Consider the following 23,781-nt stretch of genomic DNA (forward strand, 5'->3'; position numbering starts at 1 on the left):
TTCATGGGTACAGGCGGCGAGGGTCTGGAGTAGACTGCAACACCTGTGCATTCATAAGGACGTTGCCATGCTGAAGATCTGGGGTCGCAAGAATTCGAGCAATGTGCGCAAGGCGCTGTGGATCGCCCACGAGCTGGGCCTGGACTTCGACTCCATCGACGCCGGCGGCGCTTTCGGTGTGGTCAACGAGCCGCACTACCGCGCCCGCAATCCCAACGGCCTGGTGCCGATGCTCGAAGACGGCGACCTGACCCTGTGGGAATCCAACACCATCGTCCGCTACCTGTGCGCCGAGTACGGCGCCGAGCAGGGCTGGTACCTCGAAGACCCACGCCAGCGCGCCCTGGCCGACAAGTGGATGGACTGGACCACCTCGTCCTTCGCCGCACCCTTCCGCCCGCTGTTCTGGGGCCTTTTGCGCACCCCGGAAGACCAGCGCGATTGGGTGGCGATCAACGCCGCGCACAAGCAGTGCGCGCAATTGCTGGCCATTGCCGACGAAACCTTGGCCAAGCAGCCGTATCTGTCCGGTGACCAGATCGGCATGGGCGACATCCCACTGGGTAGCTTCATCTACGCCTGGTTCGAAATGCCCATCGAACGCCCGGCCATGCACCATCTCGAAGCCTGGTATGAGCGCCTGAAACAGCGCCCGGCCTACCAGGCCGCGGTGATGACGGCGCTCACCTGACCCTGCTTCGATAGTCATTATCAATAGATGTGACTGTACTTGTGCGGCCTTGCCTTGCACCATGGCCGTACTCACTGCGCCAGTGACTTTACCTGGCGTGTCCTGCACCTTTTTCCTCGGTAAGTGACCCGCTATGAGTTCCGCCCTGTCCATCCGACAGCTGACCAAGACCTACGGCAATGGCTTTCAGGCCCTCAAAGGCATCGACCTCGATGTTGCCGAAGGCGACTTCTTCGCCTTGCTCGGCCCCAACGGCGCCGGCAAGTCCACCACCATCGGCATTCTCTCCACCCTGGTGAACAAGACCAGTGGCACGGTGAACGTGTTTGGCCACGACCTGGACCGCGAGCCCTCGGCGCTCAAGCGTTGCCTGGGCGTGGTGCCGCAAGAGTTCAACTTCAACCAGTTCGAAAAAACCTTCGACATTGTCGTGACCCAGGCCGGCTACTACGGCATCCCGCCCAAGCTGGCCAAGGAACGCGCCGAACAGTACCTGACCCAATTGGGCCTGTGGGACAAGCGTGATGTGCAGTCGCGTTCGCTGTCCGGCGGCATGAAGCGCCGCCTGATGATTGCCCGCGCGCTGATCCACGAGCCGCGCCTGCTGATCCTTGACGAGCCCACCGCGGGTGTGGACATCGAGTTGCGTCGCTCGATGTGGAGCTTCCTCACCGAGCTGAACCAGAAGGGCATCACCATCATCCTCACCACCCATTACCTGGAAGAGGCTGAGCAGCTGTGCCGTAACATCGGCATCATCGACCACGGCACCATCGTCGAGAACACCAGCATGCGCCAGTTGCTGGGCAAGTTGCATGTGGAAACCTTCGTGCTCGACCTCAAGCAGGACCTGGCCAGTGCACCTGTGCTGCAAGGCTACCCGAGCCGGCTGCTGACCCCGCATACCCTGGAGGTGCAGGTGGACAAGGACATCGGCATCACCGCGCTGTTCGGCCAGCTGGCGCTGCAGAACATCGAGGTGCAGAGCCTGCGCAACAAGACCAACCGACTTGAGGAGCTGTTCGTGTCCCTGGTGGAAAAAAACTTGTCGAAGGTGGCCGTATGAGTGTGGAACTGCGCACCAACTGGGTCGCCCTGAACACCATCGTCTACCGCGAGGTGCGGCGCTTCTTGCGCATTTGGCCGCAAACGTTGCTGCCACCAGCGATCACCATGGTGCTGTACTTCGTCATCTTCGGTAACCTGATCGGTCGGCAGATCGGCGATATGGGTGGTTTCACCTACATGCAGTACATCGTGCCGGGGCTGATCATGATGTCGGTGATCACCAACTCCTATGGCAACGTGGTGTCGAGCTTCTTCGGCAGCAAGTTCCAGCGCTCGATCGAAGAGCTGATGGTGTCGCCGGTGTCGCCGCACACCATCTTGGTCGGCTATGTACTGGGGGGCGTGCTGCGCGGTCTGGCGGTTGGGGTGATCGTGACCATTTTGTCGATGTTCTTCACCGACCTGCAGGTGCATCACCTGGGCGTGACCGTGATCGTGGTGCTGCTCACTGCCACCATCTTCTCGCTGCTGGGCTTCGTCAACGCGGTGTTCGCCCGTAATTTCGACGATATCTCGATCATCCCGACCTTCGTGCTGACGCCGCTGACCTACCTGGGCGGCGTGTTCTACTCGATCAACCTGCTGCCGCCGTTCTGGCAGACCGTGTCGTTGGCCAACCCGGTGCTGCACATGGTCAACTCATTCCGCTACGGCATCCTAGGGGTGTCGGATATCAGCATTGGCACGGCGATCACCTTCATGCTGGTGGCCACTGCGGTGCTCTACCTGCTGTGCGTGCGCCTGCTGGTCAGCGGTCGCGGCATGCGTGCATGACCCCTGCTGCGAACACCTGAGCTTGCGCCGGCGCCACTGCCGGCCAATCCACCAGCGCCAGTACAACAGTGTGGTGAAGTAGGCGACGATGCCCAGCACCACCCCGCACACCACCGAACCCAGCAGAAACGGTTGCCACACCGTGGCCAACTGGTCGGTGATCCACTCGAAGGTCAACGCATCGGGCAAGCTGCGTGGCGGCACCTGCATCAGCCAGGCGCCTGTCATGTAGGTGACGAAGAACACAGGTGGCATGGTAAGTGGGTTGGTCAGCCACACCAGGCTGACGGCGATAGGCAGGTTGCCGCGCACCGGAATGGCCAGCGCGGCAGCCAGTAGCATCTGCGCGGGCATCGGGATCAGCGCGGCGAACAGGCCAACGCCCATGGCCCGTGCCACCGAATGGCGGTTCAGGTGCCAGAGGTTCGGGTCGTGCAGCAACTTGCCGAAAAAGCGTAAGGACTTGTGTTCCCGAATGCTGGTCGGGTCCGGCATGTAGCGTTTGAAAAGTCGGCGCGGCATGTAGGCTCCCGGAGCGTTGATCCGGGAAGTATGCCCTTAATCCTGCTCAGGCTCGTTTAGAGTTTGTGACAATTGTTGAGCAAGCGTTGCCGGCAAATGGGCTATGCCTCAGAAGGTAATTTGCCTTCTGGAGCTCTACCTCATGCGCACAGGGATGTTTGCGCTCGCGCTCGGGCTTTTGTGCCTGGGCTTTCTCCCCGCGTTGCCATCGGTCGGATGGCTGCTGGTGCTGGCCGGCTGCGCTGTCGTCAGCCTGTTTACCCGGGGTTGGCCGTTGGGCTGTTTTCTCCTGGGCTTCTGTTGGGCTTGCTGGTCTGCGCAGCAGGCGCTCGATGATCGCCTGGCTAGCGGTCTGGATGGCCGCACCCTGTGGCTGGAAGGGCGGGTGGTTGGTTTGCCGACCCGAACAGCACAAGGCGTGCGTTTCGAGTTGGAGGCGGCACGCTCGCGGCGGGCCGAACTACCGCAGCGCCTGCAATTGAGCTGGTTCGAAGGGCCGACACTGAGGGCGGGCGAGCAGTGGCGGCTGGCCGTGACCTTGCAGCGTCCGGCTGGGCTGCTCAATCCGCATGGGCCGGACCGGGAGGCCTATTTGCTGGCGCGGCGAGTGGGCGCCACGGGCACGGTCAAGGCGGGGCAGCTGCTGGCTCCCGTGACCGGTGGCTGGCGCGATGCGCTGCGTCAGCGCTTGCTTGCGGTCGAGGCCAATGGTCGTGAGCAAGCGTTGGTGGCGTTGGTGCTGGGCGATGGAGCGGGCCTGGCCAGGGAGGACTGGCAGACATTGCAGGCCACCGGCACGGTGCACCTGTTGGTAATTTCTGGCCAGCATATCGGCCTGGTCGCCGGTTTGCTCTACGGCCTGGTTGCCGTGCTGGCGCGTTGGGGGCTGTGGCCGGCACGGCTGCCATGGCTACCCTGGGCCTGCGGTCTGGCCATGACCGCGGCGCTGGGCTACGGCTGGTTGGCCGGCGGCGGTGTGCCCGTGCAGCGCGCCTGCCTGATGCTGGCTGTGGTGTTGCTCTGGCGCCTGCGCTTTCGCCACCTTGGGGCTTTTTTACCCTTGTTGCTGGCGCTCGTTGCTGTGCTGCTGGTTGAGCCGCTGGCGGCGCTGCTTCCTGGGTTCTGGCTGTCGTTTGCTGCCGTGGCCACGCTCATCTATTGCTTCAGTGCTCGCTTGGGCGCTTGGCGGCCTTGGCAGGCTTGGACGCGTGCGCAATGGGTTATTGCCATCGGCTTGCTACCGGTACTGCTGGCTACAGGCTTGCCGGTAAGCCTGAGTGCACCGCTGGCCAACCTTGTGGCAGTGCCGTGGATCAGCCTGGCGGTTTTGCCGTTGGCGTTGCTGGGTACGTTGTTGCTGCCGCTGGGCGGAGTAGGGGAGGCGCTGTTGTGGCTGGCGGGCGGCTTGCTGGATTGGCTGTTCCGGCTGCTGGCACTGGTGGCGCAGCAGCGCCCGGCATGGGTGCCGCCGGCCTTGCCACTGTGGGCCTGGCTGTTGGTCTGTCTGGGTGCGTTGTTGGTTTTGCTACCCCGCGGTGTGCCGCTGCGCGGGTTGGGAGCGGTGATGCTGCTGGCGCTGTGGGTGCCCAGGGAGCCGGTGCCGCTCGGGCAAGTCGAGGTCTGGCAGCTGGACGTTGGCCAGGGGCTGGCGGTGCTGTTGCGTACCCAGCACCACAACCTGTTGTATGACGCCGGGCCGGCCAAGGGCGAAAGTGACCTGGGGGAGCGAGTGGTGCTGCCGACTTTGCATAAGCTGGGGGTGGCCAGCCTAGACCTGATGGTGATCAGCCATGCGCATGCCGACCATGCGGGTGGGGCGGGGGCCATTCAGCGGGGTTTGCCGGTCAAGCGGGTTATCGGTGGTGAAGCGCTGGAACACTTTGAGCTGCAGCCTTGTGTGAGTGGTGAACAGTGGGAATGGGACGGCGTGCGCTTTTCGCTGTGGCACTGGGCTGATGGGCAGAGCAGCAACGACCGCTCCTGCGTGCTGCTGGTCGAGGCCCAGGGCGAGCGATTGTTGTTGGCTGGTGATATGGAGGCTGGCGCCGAACGGGCCTGGCTGGCAGCCACTGAAGTGCCCGGAATCGACTGGCTGCAGGCTCCACACCATGGCAGCCGCAGTTCGTCCACCGAGGCGTTCATCCGTGCTACCGCACCGCGTGGGGTTTTGGTTTCGCGTGGGCGCAACAACAGCTTCGGGCACCCGCATGCGCAGGTCGTGGAGCGGTATCGGCGGCACGGGGCGGTGATGCATGACACGGCGGTGGAGGGGGCGTTGCGGGTGGTGCTGGGGCGGCACGGGGAAGCGGAAGGTGTGCGGGTGCAGCGGCGATTCTGGCGTGAGGTCGCAATTCCCTGACCTCCGGCAGATGAGCCCCCAGCGGTCCTATGGTAGAGTGGCGGCCTTTTCCGAAGGGGCGTTTACTGTGTGGGAATTGGTCAAGTCCGGTGGTTGGATGATGCTGCCGATCATTCTGAGTTCCATCGCTGCCATGGCTATCGTCGTCGAGCGCCTGTGGACCCTGCGCGCCAGCCGCGTCACCCCGCCGCACCTGCTGGGCCAGGTGTGGATGTGGATCAAGGACAAGCAACTGACCAGTGACAAGCTCAAAGCCTTGCGCGCCGATTCGCCACTGGGCGAAATCCTTGCTGCGGGCCTGGCCAACTCGCGCCATGGTCGTGAAATCATGAAAGAGTGCATCGAGGAAGCCGCTTCGCGTGTCATCCACGAACTGGAGCGCTACATCAGCACCCTCGGCACCATCGCTGCCATGGCTCCGTTGCTGGGCCTGCTGGGCACCGTACTGGGCATGATCGACATCTTCAGCGCCTTCATGGGCTCGCAGATGACCGCCAACGCCGCCGTGCTGGCCGGTGGTATCTCCAAGGCCCTGGTTACCACGGCGGCCGGCCTGATGGTCGGTATCCCGGCGGTATTCTTCCACCGTTTCCTGCTGCGCCGCATCGATGAGCTGGTGGTGGGCATGGAACAAGAAGCGATCAAGCTGGTGGAAGTGATCCAGGGCGACCGTGAAGTGGAAGTGGCCGGAGGCAAGGCGTGAAGTTCCGGCGCAATCGCCAGCGGGAAAACGTCGACATCAACCTGGCGTCGCTGATCGACGTGGTGTTCGTCCTGCTGCTGTTCTTCGTGGTCACCACCACCTTCACTCGCGAGACCCAGCTGCGCGTCGAGCTGCCTGAAGCTGCCAGTGCCGAGCAGGCGCCGGCCGATCAGGGCAAACTGGTGGAAATCACCATCAGCGCCGAAGGCGTGTATTCGGTGAACAACCACCTGCTGCCCAAGAGCGACCTGGCCACCTTGAGCGAGGCCATCGAGCGTGAGTCGGGCGGCGACAACAAGCTGCCGCTGGCCATCAGCGCCGACGGCAAGACCCCGCACCAGGCTGTGGTCACCGCAATGGATGCCGCCGGCAAGCTCGGTTTCAGCCAGTTGCGCATGACCACCGTCGAGGCGGCCCAGGGCACGCCTTGATGGCTTTCGCCGACCGTTTGCTCGCCGCCTGGTACGCCGGGCACCCGGCTTTGGCGCTGCTGCGACCGCTGGAGGCTTTGTATCGCCGTGTGGTCACGCGCAAACGGGCACGTTTTCTCAGTGGCGAAAGCGCCAGCTATCGGGCGCCAGTGCCGGTGATCGTGGTGGGCAACATCACCGTGGGCGGCACCGGCAAGACGCCGATGATCCTCTGGCTGATCGAACACTGCCGCCAACAGGGGCTGAAGGTGGGCGTGGTCAGCCGTGGCTATGGGGCCAAGCCGCCGCAGTTACCTTGGCGCGTGCAGGCCAATTACTGCGCCGACCAGGCGGGCGACGAGCCGCTGCTGATCGTGCAGCGCACCGGCGTGCCGCTGATGATCGACCCCGACCGTTCCCGCGCCGTGCAGGCGTTGCTGGCCAGCGAACCGCTCGACCTGATCCTGTGCGACGACGGCATGCAGCATTACCGCCTGGCCCGTGACCTGGAACTGGTGCTGATCGATGCCGCCCGTGGCCTGGGCAATGGCCGCTGCCTGCCGGCCGGCCCTTTGCGCGAGCCCGCCGAACGCCTGCTGGATGCAGATGCCGTGCTGTTCAATGGTGCCAATGCTGACCGCGCCGATGGCTTTGGCTTTTGCCTGCAGCCGTCCGCGCTGGTTAACCTGCGCAGCGGCGAGCGCCGTGCGCTCGACCATTTCCCCGCAGGCCAGCGCCTGCATGCGGTGGCCGGTATCGGTAACCCGCAACGTTTCTTCAATACCCTGCTGGGGCTAAACTGGCAGCCGGTGCCGCACCCCTTCGCCGACCATGCGCAATTCAGCGCCCAGAGCCTGGCCTTCAGCCCGCAGTTACCGCTGGTGATGACCGAGAAGGACGCGGTGAAATGCCGGGCCTTTGCCGCTGACGACTGGTGGTACCTGGCCGTCGAGGCACAGCCCACGCCGGCTTTCAGCGCCTGGTTAGACAACCAGCTACAGCGTTTGCTGCGCAAGCCCTGAGCCCGTTTTCAATTTCCGGCCACCTGGCCTAAAGGAAGCTTTCAATGGACACCAAACTGCTCGATATCCTGGCCTGCCCGATCACCAAAGGCCCGCTCAAGCTCAGCGCCGACAAGACCGAGCTGATCAGCAAGGGCGCGGGCCTGGCCTACCCGATTCGCGACGGTATCCCGGTCATGCTCGAAAGCGAGGCGCGTACCCTGACCGACGACGAGCGTCTGGACAAATGAGCCTGAACTTCACCGTGGTGATCCCCGCCCGGCTGCGCTCCACGCGTTTGCCGGGCAAGCCGTTGTTGCCGATCGCCGGCAAGCCGATGGTGCAGCATGTGTGGGAGCAGGCACGCAGGAGCGGTGCCAGCCGCGTGGTCATCGCCACCGACGACGCCAGCATCCTCGAGGCCTGCCAGGCCTTTGGCGCCGAAGTGCTGATGACCCGTGCCGACCATGAATCCGGCACCGACCGCCTGGCTGAAGTGGTCGCGCACCTCGGCTTGCCGGCTGATGCCATCGTGGTCAACGTGCAGGGCGACGAGCCGCTGATCCCACCGGTGATCATCGATCAGGTGGCCGCCAACCTGGCAGCCCACCCGGAGGCTGGTATTGCCACCCTGGCAGAGCCCATCCATGAGCCGGAAGCCGTGTTCAATCCCAATGCGGTCAAGGTGGTGAGCGACAAGAACGGCCTGGCCCTGACTTTCAGTCGTGCGCCGCTGCCCTGGGCTCGCGATGCCTTTGCCAAGGACCGCAACGTGCTGCCGGAGGGCGTGCCGTATCGCCGTCACATCGGCATGTACGCCTACCGCGTCGGCTTCCTGCAAGACTTCGTCGGCTGGGGCCCATGCTGGCTCGAGCAGACTGAAGCGCTGGAGCAACTGCGTGCGCTGTGGCACGGCGTGCGCATTCACGTCGAGGACGCTATCGAGGCGCCTGCCGTGGGTGTGGATACCCCCGAAGACCTGGAGCGCGTACGGCGCTTGCTGGAGGCCTGATGCGCGTTCTGTTCGTGTGCCTGGGCAACATCTGCCGCTCGCCCACTGCCGAAGGCGTGCTGCGCCATCAATTGCAGGTCGCCGGGCTGGCCGACAAGGTGCAGGTGGCGTCGGCCGGTACCGGCGACTGGCATGTCGGCAAGGCGCCAGACAGCCGTACCTGCAAGGCGGCGCTGGCGCGCGGTTACGACTTGTCGCAACAGCGCGCCCAGCAGGTCAGGGCTTCGCACTTTGCCGAATACGATCTGGTTCTGGCCATGGACGAGAGTAACCTGCGCGATTTGCGCGCCCTGCGCCCGTCCACTGCAGTGGGTGAGCTCGACTTGTTCCTGCGCCGCTACCAGGGGGCGCTGGATGAAGTGCCAGATCCTTACTACGGCGGCGCCGACGGGTTCGAGCAGGTGCTCGACCTGGTCGAAGCGGCTTGCCAGGCGCTGGTGCTGGAAATCAAGGGGCGGCTATGACAGTGCAGTGGCAGGAGCAGGTATCGCTCAAGCCTTACAACACCTTCGGTATCGACGTGAAGGCGCGCTATTTCAGCCAGGCGCAGGATGACCTGCAGGTACGCCAGGCGCTGAGCCAGGCGCAGCAGCAAGGCCTCCCGGTGTTGGTGATCGGTGGCGGCAGCAACCTGCTGCTGACCCGTGATATCGATGCGTTGGTGCTGCACATGGCCAGCCGTGGCCGGCGCGTGCTCAGTGACGATGGCGAGCGCGTCGTGGTCGAGGCCGAGGCCGGTGAGCCTTGGCATGCATTCGTACAATGGGCATTGACGCAGGGGTATTGCGGGCTGGAGAACCTCAGCCTCATCCCTGGTACCGTGGGCGCGGCACCCATGCAGAACGTGGGTGCTTATGGGGTAGAGATCAAGGACGTATTCGCCGGCCTGACAGCCCTGGACCGCGAGACCGGCGAGCTGCGTGACTTCGGTTTGGCGGAGTGTGCCTTTGGCTACCGCGACAGTCTTTTCAAGCGCAACCCCGGGCGCTGGTTGATCCTGCGTGTGCGCTTTGCCCTGACACGCACCCTGCAGGCCCATCTGGATTACGGCCCAGTGCGTCAGCGCCTGGCGGAACAGGGCGTAACCGAGCCGACTGCGCAGGCGATCAGTGATGCAATTTGCAGCATTCGCCGCGAGAAGCTGCCGGACCCGGCTGAACTTGGCAATGCTGGGAGCTTCTTCAAGAACCCGGTGGTGCCGGCTGGTCTGGTCGAGCATATTCGTGCGCAGTATCCGGCCGTTGTGGCGTATCCGCAGGCTGATGGCCGGGTGAAGTTGGCGGCGGGTTGGTTGATCGAACAGGCGGGCTGGAAAGGGCATCGCGATGGTGATGCGGGCGTGCATCGCCTGCAGTCGCTGGTGTTGGTCAACTATGGCCAGGCGAGCGGGGCGCAGATGCAGGCGCTGGCGCTGCGGATCCAGGCGGATATCCTGGAGCGTTTCGGGGTTGAGCTGGAAATGGAGCCTAACCTCTACTGATCGAAGGGGGCAGCGTAGCGGCCCCAACCCAGCGACCACGTTCACTTGGCCAAGAAAAAGCCCCGCCAGTTCGCACTGGCGGGGCTTTTTATTCAGCCTTGGCTATCAACCGTGATGAGGCTTGTGCTCATCGGCGGCTTCCAGGGCTGGCTCCTCGGTGGCGGCAGCTTCCTGTGCGGCTTTGGCGGCAGCCTCGGCTTCACGCTTGCGACGGCGCACTTCACGCGGGTCGTTCGGCGCGCGGCCGTTCGCCAGCATGACGGTGGCCGGCTCTACTGCGGCTGGGGCTTCGATCGCTGCAGGTTCGACGACCACGGGTGCAGGCTCGGCCACTGCTTCTGGCTGAGCTTCGATTACCGGTGCGGGTTGCTCGGCAACCGAAGCCGCTTCGACAACGGCCGGGGCCTGTTCGATTTCACCGGCTTCCACGGCTGGGGCTTCCACTGGCGCTTCAGCAGCCACGGTTTCGGCAACCACGGCCGGCTCGACAACGGGTGTCGCTTCGACGGCGGCCTGCGGAGCGATTTCGACCACAGGCTCGGCGGTTGCCTCGACCACGGCCACTGGCTCGCTAACCGGTTGCTCGACCGCAGGTGCTACGGCCACTTCCTCAGCCTTGGCGACAGCTTCGACCTGCTCTACCTTTTCAACCTGCTCGACGGGTTGGGCGGCTTCGCTGTTGTCAGTTTCTGCTGCGGTGGCGACTTCAGCGGTGGCGCGCTCGGCCTGCTGGTTGGCCTGGGCTTCGGCGTCGGTGCTGATGTTGCTGGTGGCAACAGCGGCAGTCACTGCCAGGCCGGCGGCCAGTTCGGCACCCAGCTCAGTGGCCTGGTGCTGTTGTGGTTGCTCTTCGCTGCCTTCTTCTTCGCCGTCGATCAGCTCGCCATTGGCGTTGCGCTGGCGCTCACGACGGTTGCTGCGACGGCGCTGACCACGCGAGCGGCGGCGCGGGCGCTCGCCATCGGTGGCTTCCTGCTCGTCCTGCAGCAGCTCATCGTTTGGCAGTTGCTCTTCGGCCAGCTCGGCAGCCTGTTCGGCCGCTTCTTCTGCGGCACGTGGCTGACGCTCTTCGCGTGGTGGGCGCGGGGCACGTTCTTCACGTGGGGCACGTTCTTCGCGAGGGGCGCGCTCTTCGCGTGGAGCACGTTCTTCACGAGGGGCACGCTCTTCGCGAGGTGCGCGCTCTTCACGTGGAGCACGCTCTTCACGCGGTGCACGCTCTTCGCGTGGAGCACGTTCTTCGCGGGTTGCACGTTCTTCGCGCGGCTGGCGCTCTTCGCGTTCGGCTGGCGGGGTAGCATCCAGCGGCTCACGCAGCTCGCGTACGCGCTCTTCGCCACGGTTGCTGCGGCGGTCTTCGCGTGGCTGACGTGGTGCACGCTCTTCGCGCGGCGCACGTTCTTCGCGTGGGGCGCGCTCTTCACGTGGTGCACGCTCTTCGCGCGGTGCGCGTTCCTCGCGTGGCTGGCGCTCTTCGCGCGGTGCGCGCTCGGCACGTTCTTCACGCGGCTTGCGCTCTTCGTCGCGGCGGCCGTTGCGGTTGCGGCTTTGCTGGCGGCCGTTGCGGCGTTCTTCGTTGCGTGGGCTGCGCTCAGCGGCCGGTTTTTCGGCGGCAACCACCGGTGCGGCGGCAGGCTCGTCCTTGCCGGCGAACAGGCTGACCAGCGACTTCACCAGGCCCTTGAACAGGCTTGGCTCCGGAGCGCTCGGGGCAGGGGCGACCGGTGCGGCAGCCTGCGGCTCTTCAGCGGCGGCCGGTACCGGCGCATTGGCGCGTGCCGGGGCCGTTTTCACAGCAGCTTCCTGACGTACCAGGGTGCGGGTGGCGGTCGGCTGCGGCGCTTCTTCGGTTTCGGCGGCGGCGATCTCGTAGCTGGACTGGTTGTTCAGCACTTCCGGGTTGTCGTCGCGCAGGCGCTGGACTTCGAAGTGCGGGGTTTCCAGGTGGTCGTTTGGCAAGATGATGATGCGCGCACGGGTGCGCAGTTCGATCTTGGTGATCGAGTTGCGCTTCTCGTTGAGCAGGAACGCGGCCACCGGGATCGGCACCTGGGCACGCACTTCGGCGGTGCGGTCCTTCAGGGCTTCTTCTTCGATCAGGCGCAGGATGGCCAGCGACAGCGACTCGACATCGCGGATGATGCCGGTGCCGGAGCAGCGTGGGCAGACGATGCCGCTGCTTTCGCCCAGCGACGGGCGCAGGCGCTGACGGGACATTTCCAGCAGGCCGAAGCGGGAGATGCGGCCAACCTGCACGCGGGCGCGGTCGGCTTCCAGGCATTCGCGGACGCGTTCTTCCACGGCGCGTTGGTTTTTCGCCGGGGTCATGTCGATGAAGTCGATGACGATCAGGCCACCAATGTCACGCAGGCGTAGCTGGCGGGCGATTTCCTCGGCCGCTTCCAGGTTGGTCTGCAAGGCGGTTTCTTCGATGTCGCTGCCTTTGGTGGCGCGCGCCGAGTTGATGTCGATGGACACCAGGGCTTCGGTCGGGTCGATCACGATCGAGCCGCCGGAAGGCAGGTCGACCACGCGCTGGAAGGCGGTCTCGATCTGGCTTTCGATCTGGAAACGGTTGAACAGCGGCACGCTGTCTTCGTACAGCTTGACCTTGCTGGCGTACTGCGGCATCACCTGGCGGATGAAGGTGAGGGCTTCTTCCTGGGCGTCGATGCTGTCGATCAGCACTTCGCCGATGTCCTGGCGCAGGTAGTCGCGGATGGCGCGGATGATGACGTTGCTTTCCTGGTAGATCAGGAATGGCGCGGCGCGGTCCAGGGACGCTTCCTTGATGGCGGTCCACAGCTGCAGCAGGTAGTCGAGGTCCCACTGCATTTCTTCGCTGCTGCGGCCCAGGCCTGCAGTGCGCACGATCAGGCCCATGTCGCCCGGCACGGTCAGGCCGTTCAGGGCTTCACGCAGTTCGTTGCGCTCTTCGCCTTCGATGCGGCGGGAGATGCCGCCGGCACGCGGGTTGTTGGGCATCAGAACCAGGTAGCGGCCAGCCAGGCTGATGAAGGTGGTGAGGGCGGCGCCTTTGTTGCCGCGCTCTTCCTTCTCGACCTGGACGATGACTTCCTGGCCTTCGCTGAGTACTTCCTTGATGTTGACCCGGCCTTCAGGGGCCTTCTTGAAGTATTCGCGGGAGATTTCTTTCAGCGGCAGGAAGCCGTGACGTTCGGAGCCGAAGTCGACGAAGGCGGCTTCGAGGCTGGGTTCGATGCGGGTGATCTTGCCTTTATAGATGTTGGCCTTTTTCTGCTCGCGCGCACCGGACTCGATGTCCAGGTCGTAGAGACGTTGGCCGTCCACCAGGGCTACACGCAACTCTTCGGGTTGAGTCGCGTTAATCAGCATTCTTTTCATGTTGTACCGTCGGTTTCCGGGCTGCCGGAAACGGCGTTCGGCACACACGACGTCTCATGGTCGGTGCCAAGGTGCGCAAAGGGTGGCCGGGCCACCCCCGTGTCGAGCGACGTTCGGCACCAGCCGGTTGCCCAGCCTGCCGTTGTCGCGACGACGCGTCCTGTTTGCTGCGGTGCCAACAAGGCCCCGGTGGCTTCGAATAGGTATCCGAATCAACCAAGCGGGCCTTGTGCACTCAGTCAGGAGGAGGAATCAACCGTCAGCCGTGGACGCCCGGAGGCATCTGTTCAGGACCTTATCCGCTCGCCAGCCGTGAGTGGGCTGGTGGCCGGACGCGGTGCTACACGGTCCGAGGGCTGTGCATCTCCACCCTGCACGTATCCCTGATAATTCGGGTGCTGCCGCGCGCTGAATCCGCAACGGGTTGCATTTTTCGCCAGCGCTGGTTCTGCGCTGGCGCCATTCATGTCCAAGGCAGGTATTTCCGAAGCATTCGCCGGGCGTTGCGTGGAAGCGACTCGCGGGCAGAGGTGCAGCGAAAAGAATCGGGTAAGCAGGTGAAACACCGCACTTGTCGTTTTTTTTCGGTCTTCTCTACACAGCGCTGGTGGCGATTCCAGGCAATTCGGTAAACTGGCGAAAACCCCGTAGGACGGCCTCGCGTCCTGGAGAATTGCGAAGGTCAGGGACCGGCGAAGAGCCTGGTGCCGCTGGCCTGCCGCTTTTGGCGGCGTTCGCGACTATAGCAGCAATGATTAAGTGCTTCAATTCCATAAAAAATTGTTATGATCCCGCCATGACGACCAATACCCCTCCGACTTCCGGCGTTCAGCTGATCGAAGTCGCGCCGGAGCTTGCCGGCCAACGCATCGACAATTTCCTCATCACGGCCCTCAAGGGCGTGCCCAAGACGCTGGTCTACCGCATCCTGCGCAAGGGTGAGGTGAGGGTCAACAAGGGCCGCGTCAAGCCGGAGTACAAAATCCAGGCCGGCGACATCGTGCGGGTGCCGCCCGTCCGCCTGCCGGAACGTGACGAACCGGCACCGGTGGCCCAGGGCCTGTTGCAGCGCCTGGAGGCCGCGATTGTCTACGAAGACAAGGCGCTGATCGTGATGAACAAGCCCGCCGGCATTGCCGTGCACGGCGGCAGCGGCCTGAGCTTTGGGGTGATCGAGGCGCTGCGCCAACTGCGCCCGGATGCCAAGGAGCTGGAGCTGGTGCACCGCCTGGATCGCGACACCTCCGGCCTGCTGATGATCGCCAAGAAGCGCAGCATGCTGCGCCACCTGCATGCCGCCCTGCGCGGCGATGGTGTCGACAAGCGCTACATGGCGCTGGTGCGTGGCCATTGGCCGACCTCGAAAAAACAGGTCAATGCGCCATTGCTCAAGAGCAACCTGCGTTCCGGTGAGCGCATGGTCGAGGTGAACGACGAGGGCAAGGAGGCACTGACCCTGTTCCGCGTGCTGCGCCGTTTTGGCGAATTCGCCACCATTGTCGAGGCGCGTCCGATCACCGGTCGTACCCACCAGATCCGTGTGCACACCCTGCACGCCGGGCACATGATTGCCGGCGACAGCAAATACGGTGACGAAGACTTCAGTCGCGAGATTCGCGAGCTGGGCGGCAAGCGCCTGTTCCTGCATGCCTATGCGCTGACCGTGCCGCTGCCGGACGGAGGCGAGCTTAAACTCGAGGCGCCGGTGGATGAGGTGTGGGCGAAAACCATTGAGCGTTTGAGTGCATCCTGATCTATGAAAAAGGGCTATGAGCTACTGATTTTCGACTGGGACGGCACGCTGGCTGATTCCATCGGGCGTATCGTCGAGGCGATGAATGCCGCCGCCGAGCGTGCTGGCGAGGCGCCCAGTGGCGACGATGCAGTCAAGGGCATCATCGGCCTGGCCCTGGGCGAGGCCATTCATACGCTGTACCCGCACCTGGCGCCTGCGCAGGTGGAGCGCTTTCGTCAGCACTATGCCGATATCTACATGGCGCTGGATCAGCAGCCCTCGCCGTTGTTCGAGGGCGTGGTCGAGTCGCTGGATGCCTTCCGCGCCGAGGGTTACCGCCTGGCGGTGGCCACCGGCAAAGCTCGTCGCGGGTTGAATCGGGTGCTCAAGGCCAATGGTTGGGAGCAGTTCTTCGACATCACCCGCGCTGCCGACGAAACCCGTGGTAAACCGCACCCGCTGATGCTTGAGGAGATCCTCGCGCATTGCGGCGTCGAACCGGGGCGTGCGCTGATGGTCGGAGATTCTGCATTCGATCTGCAGATGGCCAGCAATGCCGGCATGCATTCGGTGGCGGTGGGCTATGGTGCCATGTCGCTACAGGCGCTGGCCGAGTTTGGGCCGCAGGTTTGCATCGATCACTTTTCCCAGCTGCGCGAGTGGCTGGGTGGTACTGCAATTCCACTTCCAAGGTAGGTAAGCATGGCAGACGAATGGAAGGCCCCCGAGGCCGAGCCCGAGGAGCGCGAAGAGCGCAAAAGCTGGAAGCTGCTGGAAAAGACCTTGCTGGCCAGCGTGCAGGAGCAGCGCCGCTCGCGGCGCTGGGGGATCTTCTTCAAGCTGCTGACCTTCGTCTATCTGTTCGGCATCCTGGTGTTGTTCACCCCGCTGATGGACATGGACAAGGCCGCCTCGCGCAGCGCCAGCCATACCGCGCTGGTCGAGGTGCGTGGGGTGATTGCCGATCAGGAGGCTGCCAGCGCCGACAACATCGTCAAGAGCCTGCGCGATGCGTTCAAGGACAGCAAGACCAAGGCTGTGGTGATGCGTATCAATAGCCCGGGTGGCAGCCCGGTGCAGGCAGGCTACGTGTATGACGAAATCCGTCGTCTGCGTGCCGAATACCCGGCCATCAAGTTGTATGCGGTGATTTCGGACCTTGGTGCTTCCGGGGCCTATTACATTGCCAGTGCGGCGGACGAGATCTACGCCGACAAGGCCAGCCTGGTGGGCTCGATCGGTGTGACGGCGGCCGGTTATGGGTTTGTCGGCACCATGGAGAAGCTGGGGGTGGAGCGGCGCGCCTACACGTCAGGCGAGCACAAGGCCTTCCTTGACCCGTTCTCGCCGGAAAAGCCCGAAGAGACCCGATTCTGGCAGGGCGTGCTGGACACCACGCACAACCAGTTCATTGCCATGGTCAAGCAGGGGCGCGGCGAGCGGCTGAAGGACAAGGAGCACCCGGAGCTGTTCAGTGGTCTGGTGTGGTCGGGTGAGCAGGCCAAGGCGCTAGGGCTGGTGGATGGGCTGGGCAGTGCCAGCTATGTAGCGCGCGAGATCGTTGGTGAGAAGGAGTTGGTCGACTTCACCGTGCAGGAATCGCCGTTCGATCGCTTCTCCAAGCGCGTGGGGGCCAGCGTGGCTGAGCACCTGGCGATGTGGATGGGCTTTCAAGGGCCGCAGTTGCGCTGATTCGCGCTGAGGTCGCTGGGGGGGCGCAAGCGCCCCCAAGTCTCAAGGGATGACAACGCCTTCCTTGGTCAGCATATCCACCAATCGAATCAATGGTAGGCCGATCAAGCTGGTCGCATCGCACCCGTGCGTGCTCTGGAACAAGCTTACCCCTAAACCCTCCGCCTTGAAGCTCCCGGCGCAATCCAGCGGCTGTTCCGCCGTCACATAGCGCTCCACCCGTTCCCTGCTCAATTCGCGCAGCGTCACCGTAAATGGCACGCAGTCCACCTGGCAGTGCCCGGTCGCGCTGTTGAGCAATGCCAGTCCGGTCAGAAAGCTCACCTGCTGCCCGCTGCACTCCAGCAGCTGCTCGCAAGCCCGCTCGAAGGTGTGGGGTTTGCCCAGCACCTGCTCGCCCAACACGGCCACCTGGTCCGAACCGATGATCAAATGCCCTGGGTTGCTGTCTGCCAGGGCTTCGGCCTTTTGTCTGGCAAGCCGGCGTACCAGCTCTACGGCAGGCTCGTCGGCCAGGCGCTGCTCGTCTATGTCGGGGCTTGCCCAGGTGAAGGGCAGGCGCAGGCGTGCAAGCAGTTCGCGGCGATAGGCAGAGCTGGAAGCCAGTAACAAAGGAAGCATGGTAGACTCCGGGTTCGGTTGAACCAATTCTATCACGCACGATGCCGCCTAATTTCCTTTGACAGGGGCGGGGGGCATCCCTAGAATGCTGCGCCTATGTTGAATGACCCGATTCCACCTCACGTTGACCCGCGCAAATTAGCCGATCGTGGCGTAACCCTTAACGGTTCGCTGCAACTCGCTGATTTGGAAAGACTCTGCGACCCGCTTTCCGACAATGTCGGTACGGTGCAGGCGAAGTTCGATTTTGAACGAGATGAACAGCACGTGGTGGTTATCCACAGCGAGCTGGACGTCGAGGTCAAGATGGTTTGCCAGCGTTGTCTTGAGCTGGTCACCCTACCGATCCACAGCGAATGTACTTACGCCGTGGTGAAGGAGGGTGCGAATACCCAGTCGTTGCCGAAAGGCTATGACGTGCTGGAACTGGGCGAAGATCCTTTGGATCTGCAGGCGCTGGTCGAGGAGGAGCTTCTGCTCGCCTTGCCAATCGTGCCTGCTCATCATCCGGAAGAATGCCAGCAGCCGGCGGGCGCAGACGAGCCCGATTCGAGCAAGGACGAGGTATCGCGGTCCAACCCGTTCAGTGTTTTGGCGCAGTTAAAGCGTGACCCAAACGTTTAGGAGTTAATCAATTATGGCTGTTCAGCAGAACAAAAAATCCCGCTCTGCCCGTGACATGCGCCGTTCGCACGACGCCCTGTCGGAAAACGCGCTGTCGGTAGAGAAAACCACCGGTGAAGTTCACCTGCGCCACCACGTTTCGCCAGAAGGCGTATACCGTGGTCGCAAAGTGGTCGATAAGGGCGCTGACGAGTAATCCTTGTCCGCTCAGATCATCGCGATCGACGCAATGGGCGGGGACTTCGGTCCCCGCAGCATTGTCCAGGCTAGCATTGCCTGCCTTTCGGCTACCCCCTCGCTGCACCTGACCCTCGTCGGTCAACCCTCCCTCCTAGAAGATCTTGTCAGCGGCCTTGCGGCTGCGGATCGCGCGCGCCTGCAGATTGTCGCCGCCAGTGAGGTGATCGGCATGGACGAGCGGCCATCTCAGGCGTTGCGCGGCAAGCCGGACTCGTCGATGCGCATCGCCCTTGAGCTGGTTCGCGACGGCAAGGCTCAGGCCTGCGTCAGTGCTGGCAATACCGGTGCGCTGATGGCGCTATCACGCTTCGTGCTCAAGACCTTGCCGGGTATCGATCGGCCAGCCATGGTGGCGGCGATTCCGACCCAGGCGGGTTACTGCCAATTGCTCGACCTGGGGGCCAACGTCGATTGCAGCGCCGAGAACCTCTACCAGTTCGCTGTGATGGGCTCGGTGGCCGCCCAGGCGCTGGGCGTGCATCGGCCGCGTGTGGCGCTGCTGAATATCGGCACCGAGGACATCAAGGGCAACCAGCAGGTCAAGCTGGCGGCCAGCCTGTTGCAGAACGCCCGTGGGCTCAACTACGTAGGCTTTGTCGAGGGTGACGGGCTGTACCGTGGCGAGGCTGATGTAGTGGTGTGCGACGGTTTTGTCGGCAATATCCTGCTCAAGTCCAGCGAGGGGCTGGCAACCATGATCGGCGCGCGCATCGAGCAGTTGTTCAAGGGTGGCGTGTTATCGCGGGCCGCCGGGGCGGTAGCGATGCCGCTGCTCAAACGCCTGCAGGCTGACCTGGCGCCGGCGCGGCACAATGGTGCGAGCTTCCTGGGGTTGCAGGGCATTGTCATCAAGAGCCATGGCTCGGCGGGCGTGCAGGGCTTTCAGAGTGCCATTCAGCGGGCGTTGATCGAGATTCAGGAAAACCTGCCGCAGCGCTTGCATGGGCGCCTCGAAGACCTGTTGCTTTAGGCGTTTTGCCCATGAAGTGCTTAAATGTGACCGCTTGGTCTGTGCATCCATCCAAGTTTTCAGATTCCGCGCCTGGCCCAGGGCCTGGCGCACCCTATCCGACGACAAGATCATAAGGGCTTGTTCTATGTCTGCATCTCTCGCATTCGTCTTTCCCGGTCAAGGTTCCCAGTCGCTGGGCATGCTCGCCGAACTCGGCGCCGAGAAGCCAGTGATCGTCGAAACCTTCAAGGAGGCCTCCAAGGCACTCGGTTACGACCTGTGGAAGCTGGTCCAGGAAGGCCCGGAGGAGCAACTCAACCAGACCGACAAGACCCAGCCGGCCATCCTCACCGCGTCCATCGCGTTGTGGCGCCTGTGGCTGGAAGAGGGCGGCGCACAGCCAGCCTTCGTTTCTGGTCATAGCCTGGGCGAATACAGCGCCCTCGTAGCTGCTGGCAGCATCACCCTGGCAGACGCCGTTCGCCTGGTCGAGCGCCGTGGCCAGCTGATGCAGGAAGCCGTGCCGGCCGGCCATGGTGCCATGGCCGCCATCCTCGGCCTGGACGATGCTGTGGTCGTTGAGCTGTGCGCCGAAGCGGCTGAAGACCAAGTGGTCAGCGCCGTGAACTTCAACTCGCCAGGCCAGGTGGTCATCGCCGGCAACAAGGCTGCGGTAGACCGCGCCATGGAGCTGTGCAAGGCCAAGGGTGCCAAGCGCGCCCTGCCGCTGGCGGTCAGCGTACCGTCGCACTGTGCCCTGATGAAGCCGGCTGCCGAGCGCTTTGCCGAATCGGTCAACGCCATCGAATGGAAGGCCCCGCAGATCCCGGTCGTGCAGAACGTCACCGCCGCAGTCGCCGCCGACCTCGATGCCCTCAAGCACGACCTGCTGGCACAGCTGTATCAGCCGGTACGCTGGGTCGAGTGCGTACAGGCCTTGGCCGCCAATGGTGCGGTCAACCTGGTCGAGTGTGGCCCGGGCAAGGTTCTGGCTGGCCTGAACAAGCGTTGCGCCGACGGCGTGACCACCTACAACCTCAATACCCCTGACGCCGTCGCCGCCACCCGTGCGGCGCTGGCCTGATTTGGAGAAGCTTGCATGAGCCTGCAAGGTAAAGTTGCACTGGTCACCGGCGCCAGCCGTGGCATTGGCCAGGCCATCGCCCTCGAGCTGGGCCGCCAGGGCGCGACCGTGATCGGCACCGCCACTTCGGCGTCCGGCGCCGAGCGCATCGCTGCCACCCTGAAAGAGCACGGTATCGCCGGTACCGGCATGGAACTGAACGTGACCAGCGCCGAGTCCGTCGAAGCTGTGCTGGGCGCCATCGCCGAGCAGTTCGGCGCACCGGCAATCCTGGTCAACAACGCCGGCATCACTCGCGACAACCTCATGCTGCGCATGAAGGACGATGAGTGGTTCGACGTGATCGACACCAACCTGAACAGCCTCTACCGTCTGTCCAAGGGCGTGCTGCGCGGCATGACCAAGGCACGCTGGGGCCGTATCATCAGCATCGGCTCGGTCGTCGGTGCCATGGGCAACGCTGGCCAGGCCAACTACGCGGCCGCCAAGGCTGGCCTGGAAGGCTTCAGCCGTGCCCTGGCGCGTGAAGTGGGTTCGCGCGGCATCACCGTCAATTCGGTGACCCCGGGCTTCATCGACACCGACATGACCCGCGAACTGCCAGAAGCGCAGCGCGAAGCCCTGCAGACCCAGATTCCGCTGGGCCGCCTGGGCCAGGCCGACGAAATCGCCAAGGTGGTTTCGTTCCTGGCGTCCGACGGTGCAGCCTACGTGACTGGCGCTACCGTGCCGGTCAACGGCGGGATGTACATGTAACACTGCAACTCAATGTGACGGATTTCGTAAAAAAAGAGTCATACTGCGAGCCTAAAATCCGTTATAAAGCTGCAACCAGATTCCAGGCAGCGGGTGCGGTGACTAGCCTGAAGGTGCGTTTCGCTTGAAAAGCGAACGTCTTTCTATAAAATTAGCCACCGGCCAGCTGCCTGACATATGTCCATTAGGAGTGAAAACTAGGTATGAGCACCATCGAAGAACGCGTCAAGAAAATCGTCGCCGAGCAACTGGGCGTGAAGGAAGATGAAGTGACCAACGAGAAGTCCTTCGTCGATGACCTGGGTGCCGATTCGCTTGACACCGTTGAGCTGGTGATGGCTCTGGAAGAGGAATTCGAGACCGAAATCCCTGACGAAGAAGCCGAGAAAATCACTACCGTTCAAGCCGCTATCGACTACGTCAACAGCCACAAGGCCTAAGACGCTGTAGTCGTCGCTTCTTGACGAGAAAAACCGCACTGCCTTTGCCGGCGTGCGGTTTTTTCTTTGCGAACGCGCTGCATCTTGGCGAGCCGGCTTCGCTCACCGCGCACCAAGAGCCTGTTGCCATTCCATTCCAGCGCTTGAATGTAATCGCAAGAGACTCTGTTATTAGAAAAGGAGAGTACTGTGTCGCGTAGACGCGTCGTGGTCACCGGTATGGGTATGCTGTCGCCACTGGGTACCGATGTACCGAGCACCTGGCAGGGCATTCTGGCTGGCCGCAGTGGCATCGGTCCGATCGAACACACGGACCTGTCTGCCTACTCCACCCGTTTTGGCGGCTCGGTGAAAGGCTTCGAGGTTGAGCAGTACCTGTCGGCCAAAGAGGCCCGCAAGCTTGACCTGTTCATCCAGTACGGCCTGGCGGCCGGTTTCCAGGCGGTGCGTAATGCTGGCCTTGAGGTCACCGACGCCAACCGCGAGCGTATTGGCGTGGCGATGGGCTCGGGTATCGGTGGTCTGACCAACATCGAAGAAACCAGCCGCACCCTGCACGATTCGGGGCCGCGCCGCATTTCGCCGTTTTTTGTGCCAGGTTCGATCATCAACATGATCTCCGGGTTCCTGTCGATCCACCTGGGTCTGCAAGGGCCGAATTACGCCATCGCCACCGCTTGCACCACCGGCACCCATTGCATCGGCATGGCCGCGCGCAATATCGCCTACGGTGAAGCTGACGTGATGATCGCCGGTGGTGCCGAAATGGCAGCCTGCGGCCTGGGCATGGGCGGTTTCGGTGCTTCGCGTGCACTGTCCACCCGCAACGACGAGCCAAGCCGTGCCAGCCGCCCGTGGGACAAGGGCCGTGACGGCTTTGTGCTGTCCGACGGTGCCGGTGCCCTGGTACTCGAAGAGCTGGAGCATGCCAAGGCCCGTGGTGCGACCATCTACGCCGAGCTGGTTGGCTTTGGCATGAGCGGCGACGCCTACCACATGACTTCGCCACCCGACACCGGTGAAGGCGCTGCCCGCTGCATGGCCAACGCGCTGCGCGATGCTGGCATCCAGCCGGAAGAAGTCAGCTACATCAACGCCCACGGCACCTCGACCCCAGCGGGCGATGTGGCCGAAGTGGCTGCGATCAAGCGCGTATTCGGCGAGCATGCCTACAAGCTGGCGGTCAGCTCGACCAAGTCGATGACCGGCCACTTGCTGGGTGCCGCGGGTGCGGTGGAAGCGATCTTCAGCGTGCTGGCCATCAACAGCCAGATGGCCCCGCCCACCATCAACCTGGACGAGCCGGACGAAGGTTGCGACCTCGACTTCGTGCCACACCAGGCGCGCAGCATGCCGATCGACGTGGTGTTGTCCAACTCGTTCGGCTTTGGCGGCACCAACGGCTCGCTGGTGTTCCGCCGGTTCGCCGGTTGATGCACAGCTGGATCGATGGCCAGCCGGCGACTGCAGTCAACCTGCAGAATCGCGGCCTGGCCTACGGCGATGGGTTGTTCGAAACCATCGCCGTGCGTGGCGGTCGGCCCAGCTTGCTGGACGGTCATCTCGCACGCCTGGCGCTGGGGTGTCAGCGCCTGGCGATCGGCGCCGACCTGGCGCTGGTGCGCGACGAACTGCTGCGTTACGCCAGCCAGCTCGGTGAAGGCGTCGCCAAACTCATTCTTACGCGTGGCGACAGCCAGCGTGGCTATGCGCCGGTTGCGGGTGCCGCGCCGCGGCGCATCCTGCAAGGCAGCCCATTACCCAGCTATCCTGTCGAGCATGCCGAACACGGCGTGCGTTTGTTCCCTTGCCAGACACGCCTTGGGGAACAACCCTTGCTGGCCGGCCTCAAACACCTCAATCGCCTTGAGCAGGTACTGGCCCGTGCCGAGTGGCAGGACAGTGAACATGCCGAAGGGTTGATGCGTGACGGGCAGGGCAGGGTGATCGAAGGGGTGTACAGCAATCTGTTCCTTGTACGTGATGGCGTGCTGCTCACCGCCGACCTTGGCCGTTGTGGTGTGGCTGGGGTGATGCGTGGCGCGTTGCTGGAGCAGGCCCAACTGCTGGGTATTGTGGTGCAGGTCTGCGACCTGCCCTACGATGCGCTGGAGCAGGCTGATGAAGTATTTGTTTGCAACAGCGTCTACGGTGTCTGGCCCGTACGTGGCGTAGCCGCGCTAAACTGGTCGCCGGGCCCGCTCACCCGAACACTGCAGGCCGTTGCCCGTACGTTACTGGAAACCTGAAT

The 23,781-nt window shown here is 63.4% G+C and carries 25 protein-coding genes; 22 read left to right on the forward strand and 3 right to left on the reverse strand.

The features are described from left to right. Window positions 1-67: 67 nt before the first annotated feature. From ACNQP3_RS07330 to ACNQP3_RS07340, 3 genes are all read left to right on the forward strand, one after another. Entirely contained in the window at window positions 68-691 is a 624-nt protein-coding gene (locus tag ACNQP3_RS07330; protein ID WP_012271143.1) for a glutathione S-transferase, read from the forward strand. Between the two features lie 133 nt (window positions 692-824). Beyond that, window positions 825-1,757, forward strand: a complete 933-nt coding sequence (locus tag ACNQP3_RS07335; protein WP_012271144.1) for an ABC transporter ATP-binding protein — start codon at window positions 825-827, stop codon at window positions 1,755-1,757. Further along, window positions 1,754-2,533, forward strand: coding sequence for an ABC transporter permease (locus ACNQP3_RS07340; protein ID WP_012271145.1), 780 nt, complete (start codon window positions 1,754-1,756; stop codon window positions 2,531-2,533). The genes ACNQP3_RS07335 and ACNQP3_RS07340 overlap by 4 nt, the downstream gene beginning before the upstream one ends. Here the strand turns inward: ACNQP3_RS07340 and ACNQP3_RS07345 are convergent. Then, a complete protein-coding gene (locus ACNQP3_RS07345; RefSeq protein WP_141729025.1) occupies window positions 2,417-3,055 on the reverse strand; it encodes a DUF2062 domain-containing protein in 639 nt (212 codons plus the stop codon). The two genes, ACNQP3_RS07340 and ACNQP3_RS07345, sit on opposite strands and share 117 nt — an antisense overlap. Window positions 3,056-3,197: 142 nt before the next feature. Between ACNQP3_RS07345 and ACNQP3_RS07350 the strand changes: the two genes are divergently transcribed. The 8 genes from ACNQP3_RS07350 to murB all read left to right on the forward strand — a co-directional run bounded on the left by ACNQP3_RS07350 (window position 3,198) and on the right by murB (window position 10,020). Beyond that, a complete protein-coding gene (locus ACNQP3_RS07350) occupies window positions 3,198-5,414 on the forward strand; it encodes a DNA internalization-related competence protein ComEC/Rec2 (RefSeq protein WP_264316899.1) in 2,217 nt (738 codons plus the stop codon). Window positions 5,415-5,481: 67 nt separating this feature from the next. After that, window positions 5,482-6,117, forward strand: a complete 636-nt coding sequence (locus tag ACNQP3_RS07355; RefSeq protein WP_016391244.1) for a MotA/TolQ/ExbB proton channel family protein — start codon at window positions 5,482-5,484, stop codon at window positions 6,115-6,117. Further along, the gene (locus ACNQP3_RS07360; RefSeq protein ID WP_012271149.1) at window positions 6,114-6,548 is read left to right on the forward strand and encodes an ExbD/TolR family protein; all 435 of its coding nucleotides are present in this window, start codon (window positions 6,114-6,116) and stop codon (window positions 6,546-6,548) included. The genes ACNQP3_RS07355 and ACNQP3_RS07360 overlap by 4 nt, the downstream gene beginning before the upstream one ends. After that, the gene (gene lpxK / locus ACNQP3_RS07365; protein ID WP_264316900.1) at window positions 6,548-7,549 is read left to right on the forward strand and encodes a tetraacyldisaccharide 4'-kinase; all 1,002 of its coding nucleotides are present in this window, start codon (window positions 6,548-6,550) and stop codon (window positions 7,547-7,549) included. The genes ACNQP3_RS07360 and lpxK overlap by 1 nt, the downstream gene beginning before the upstream one ends. A gap of 44 nt (window positions 7,550-7,593) precedes the next feature. After that, on the forward strand, window positions 7,594-7,779 hold the full coding sequence (locus tag ACNQP3_RS07370; protein WP_003247142.1) for a Trm112 family protein: 186 nt from the start codon (window positions 7,594-7,596) through the stop codon (window positions 7,777-7,779). Then, complete coding sequence (gene kdsB / locus ACNQP3_RS07375) at window positions 7,776-8,540, forward strand: 3-deoxy-manno-octulosonate cytidylyltransferase (RefSeq protein WP_060515140.1); 765 nt, start codon at window positions 7,776-7,778, stop codon at window positions 8,538-8,540. The genes ACNQP3_RS07370 and kdsB overlap by 4 nt, the downstream gene beginning before the upstream one ends. Next, window positions 8,540-9,004 carry a low molecular weight protein-tyrosine-phosphatase gene (locus ACNQP3_RS07380; RefSeq protein WP_060493584.1) on the forward strand — a complete coding sequence of 155 codons (465 nt, stop codon included), beginning with the start codon at window positions 8,540-8,542 and terminating at the stop codon, window positions 9,002-9,004. Before kdsB ends, ACNQP3_RS07380 begins: the two co-directional genes overlap by 1 nt. After that, on the forward strand, window positions 9,001-10,020 hold the full coding sequence (gene murB / locus ACNQP3_RS07385; protein WP_012271153.1) for a UDP-N-acetylmuramate dehydrogenase: 1,020 nt from the start codon (window positions 9,001-9,003) through the stop codon (window positions 10,018-10,020). Before ACNQP3_RS07380 ends, murB begins: the two co-directional genes overlap by 4 nt. Before the next feature lie 105 nt (window positions 10,021-10,125). Here murB and rne read toward each other — a convergent pair whose 3' ends face one another. After that, window positions 10,126-13,386 carry a ribonuclease E gene (gene rne, locus ACNQP3_RS07390; protein ID WP_264316901.1) on the reverse strand — a complete coding sequence of 1,087 codons (3,261 nt, stop codon included), beginning with the start codon at window positions 13,384-13,386 and terminating at the stop codon, window positions 10,126-10,128. 796 nt (window positions 13,387-14,182) lie between these two features. Between rne and rluC the strand changes: the two genes are divergently transcribed. From rluC to ACNQP3_RS07405, 3 genes are read left to right on the forward strand one after another with little or no spacing between them, the layout of a single operon-like run. Beyond that, window positions 14,183-15,139: a 23S rRNA pseudouridine(955/2504/2580) synthase RluC gene (rluC, locus tag ACNQP3_RS07395; protein ID WP_060493582.1), complete on the forward strand. Its 957-nt coding sequence runs from the start codon at window positions 14,183-14,185 to the stop codon at window positions 15,137-15,139. A 3-nt stretch (window positions 15,140-15,142) separates the two neighbouring features. Beyond that, window positions 15,143-15,817: an HAD family hydrolase gene (locus ACNQP3_RS07400; RefSeq protein ID WP_179027429.1), complete on the forward strand. Its 675-nt coding sequence runs from the start codon at window positions 15,143-15,145 to the stop codon at window positions 15,815-15,817. 6 nt (window positions 15,818-15,823) lie between these two features. Further along, window positions 15,824-16,813: a S49 family peptidase gene (locus tag ACNQP3_RS07405; protein ID WP_012271157.1), complete on the forward strand. Its 990-nt coding sequence runs from the start codon at window positions 15,824-15,826 to the stop codon at window positions 16,811-16,813. A 42-nt stretch (window positions 16,814-16,855) separates the two neighbouring features. On the opposite strand, the gene ACNQP3_RS07410 is transcribed toward ACNQP3_RS07405, so the two are convergent. Next, window positions 16,856-17,434 (reverse strand): Maf family protein, encoded by a 579-nt coding sequence (locus ACNQP3_RS07410; RefSeq protein ID WP_060493581.1) that lies wholly within the window; start codon window positions 17,432-17,434, stop codon window positions 16,856-16,858. A 96-nt stretch (window positions 17,435-17,530) separates the two neighbouring features. Between ACNQP3_RS07410 and ACNQP3_RS07415 the strand changes: the two genes are divergently transcribed. From ACNQP3_RS07415 to pabC, 8 genes are all read left to right on the forward strand, one after another. Then, on the forward strand, window positions 17,531-18,058 hold the full coding sequence (locus tag ACNQP3_RS07415; protein WP_012271159.1) for a YceD family protein: 528 nt from the start codon (window positions 17,531-17,533) through the stop codon (window positions 18,056-18,058). A gap of 13 nt (window positions 18,059-18,071) precedes the next feature. Beyond that, a complete protein-coding gene (rpmF, locus tag ACNQP3_RS07420; protein ID WP_003247154.1) occupies window positions 18,072-18,254 on the forward strand; it encodes a 50S ribosomal protein L32 in 183 nt (60 codons plus the stop codon). A 3-nt stretch (window positions 18,255-18,257) separates the two neighbouring features. Beyond that, window positions 18,258-19,268, forward strand: a complete 1,011-nt coding sequence (gene plsX / locus ACNQP3_RS07425; RefSeq protein ID WP_012271160.1) for a phosphate acyltransferase PlsX — start codon at window positions 18,258-18,260, stop codon at window positions 19,266-19,268. A gap of 127 nt (window positions 19,269-19,395) precedes the next feature. Beyond that, window positions 19,396-20,334 (forward strand): ACP S-malonyltransferase, encoded by a 939-nt coding sequence (fabD, locus tag ACNQP3_RS07430; protein ID WP_012271161.1) that lies wholly within the window; start codon window positions 19,396-19,398, stop codon window positions 20,332-20,334. Between the two features lie 15 nt (window positions 20,335-20,349). Then, entirely contained in the window at window positions 20,350-21,090 is a 741-nt protein-coding gene (gene fabG, locus ACNQP3_RS07435) for a 3-oxoacyl-ACP reductase FabG (protein ID WP_012271162.1), read from the forward strand. Between the two features lie 203 nt (window positions 21,091-21,293). Further along, the gene (gene acpP / locus ACNQP3_RS07440) at window positions 21,294-21,530 is read left to right on the forward strand and encodes an acyl carrier protein (protein ID WP_012271163.1); all 237 of its coding nucleotides are present in this window, start codon (window positions 21,294-21,296) and stop codon (window positions 21,528-21,530) included. A 189-nt stretch (window positions 21,531-21,719) separates the two neighbouring features. After that, the gene (gene fabF / locus ACNQP3_RS07445; protein ID WP_012271164.1) at window positions 21,720-22,964 is read left to right on the forward strand and encodes a beta-ketoacyl-ACP synthase II; all 1,245 of its coding nucleotides are present in this window, start codon (window positions 21,720-21,722) and stop codon (window positions 22,962-22,964) included. Further along, the gene (gene pabC, locus ACNQP3_RS07450; RefSeq protein WP_012271165.1) at window positions 22,964-23,779 is read left to right on the forward strand and encodes an aminodeoxychorismate lyase; all 816 of its coding nucleotides are present in this window, start codon (window positions 22,964-22,966) and stop codon (window positions 23,777-23,779) included. Before fabF ends, pabC begins: the two co-directional genes overlap by 1 nt. Window positions 23,780-23,781: the final 2 nt, after the last annotated feature.

The organism is Pseudomonas sp. LFS074 (assembly GCF_047978165.1).
Classification (GTDB): domain Bacteria; phylum Pseudomonadota; class Gammaproteobacteria; order Pseudomonadales; family Pseudomonadaceae; genus Aquipseudomonas; species Aquipseudomonas putida_P.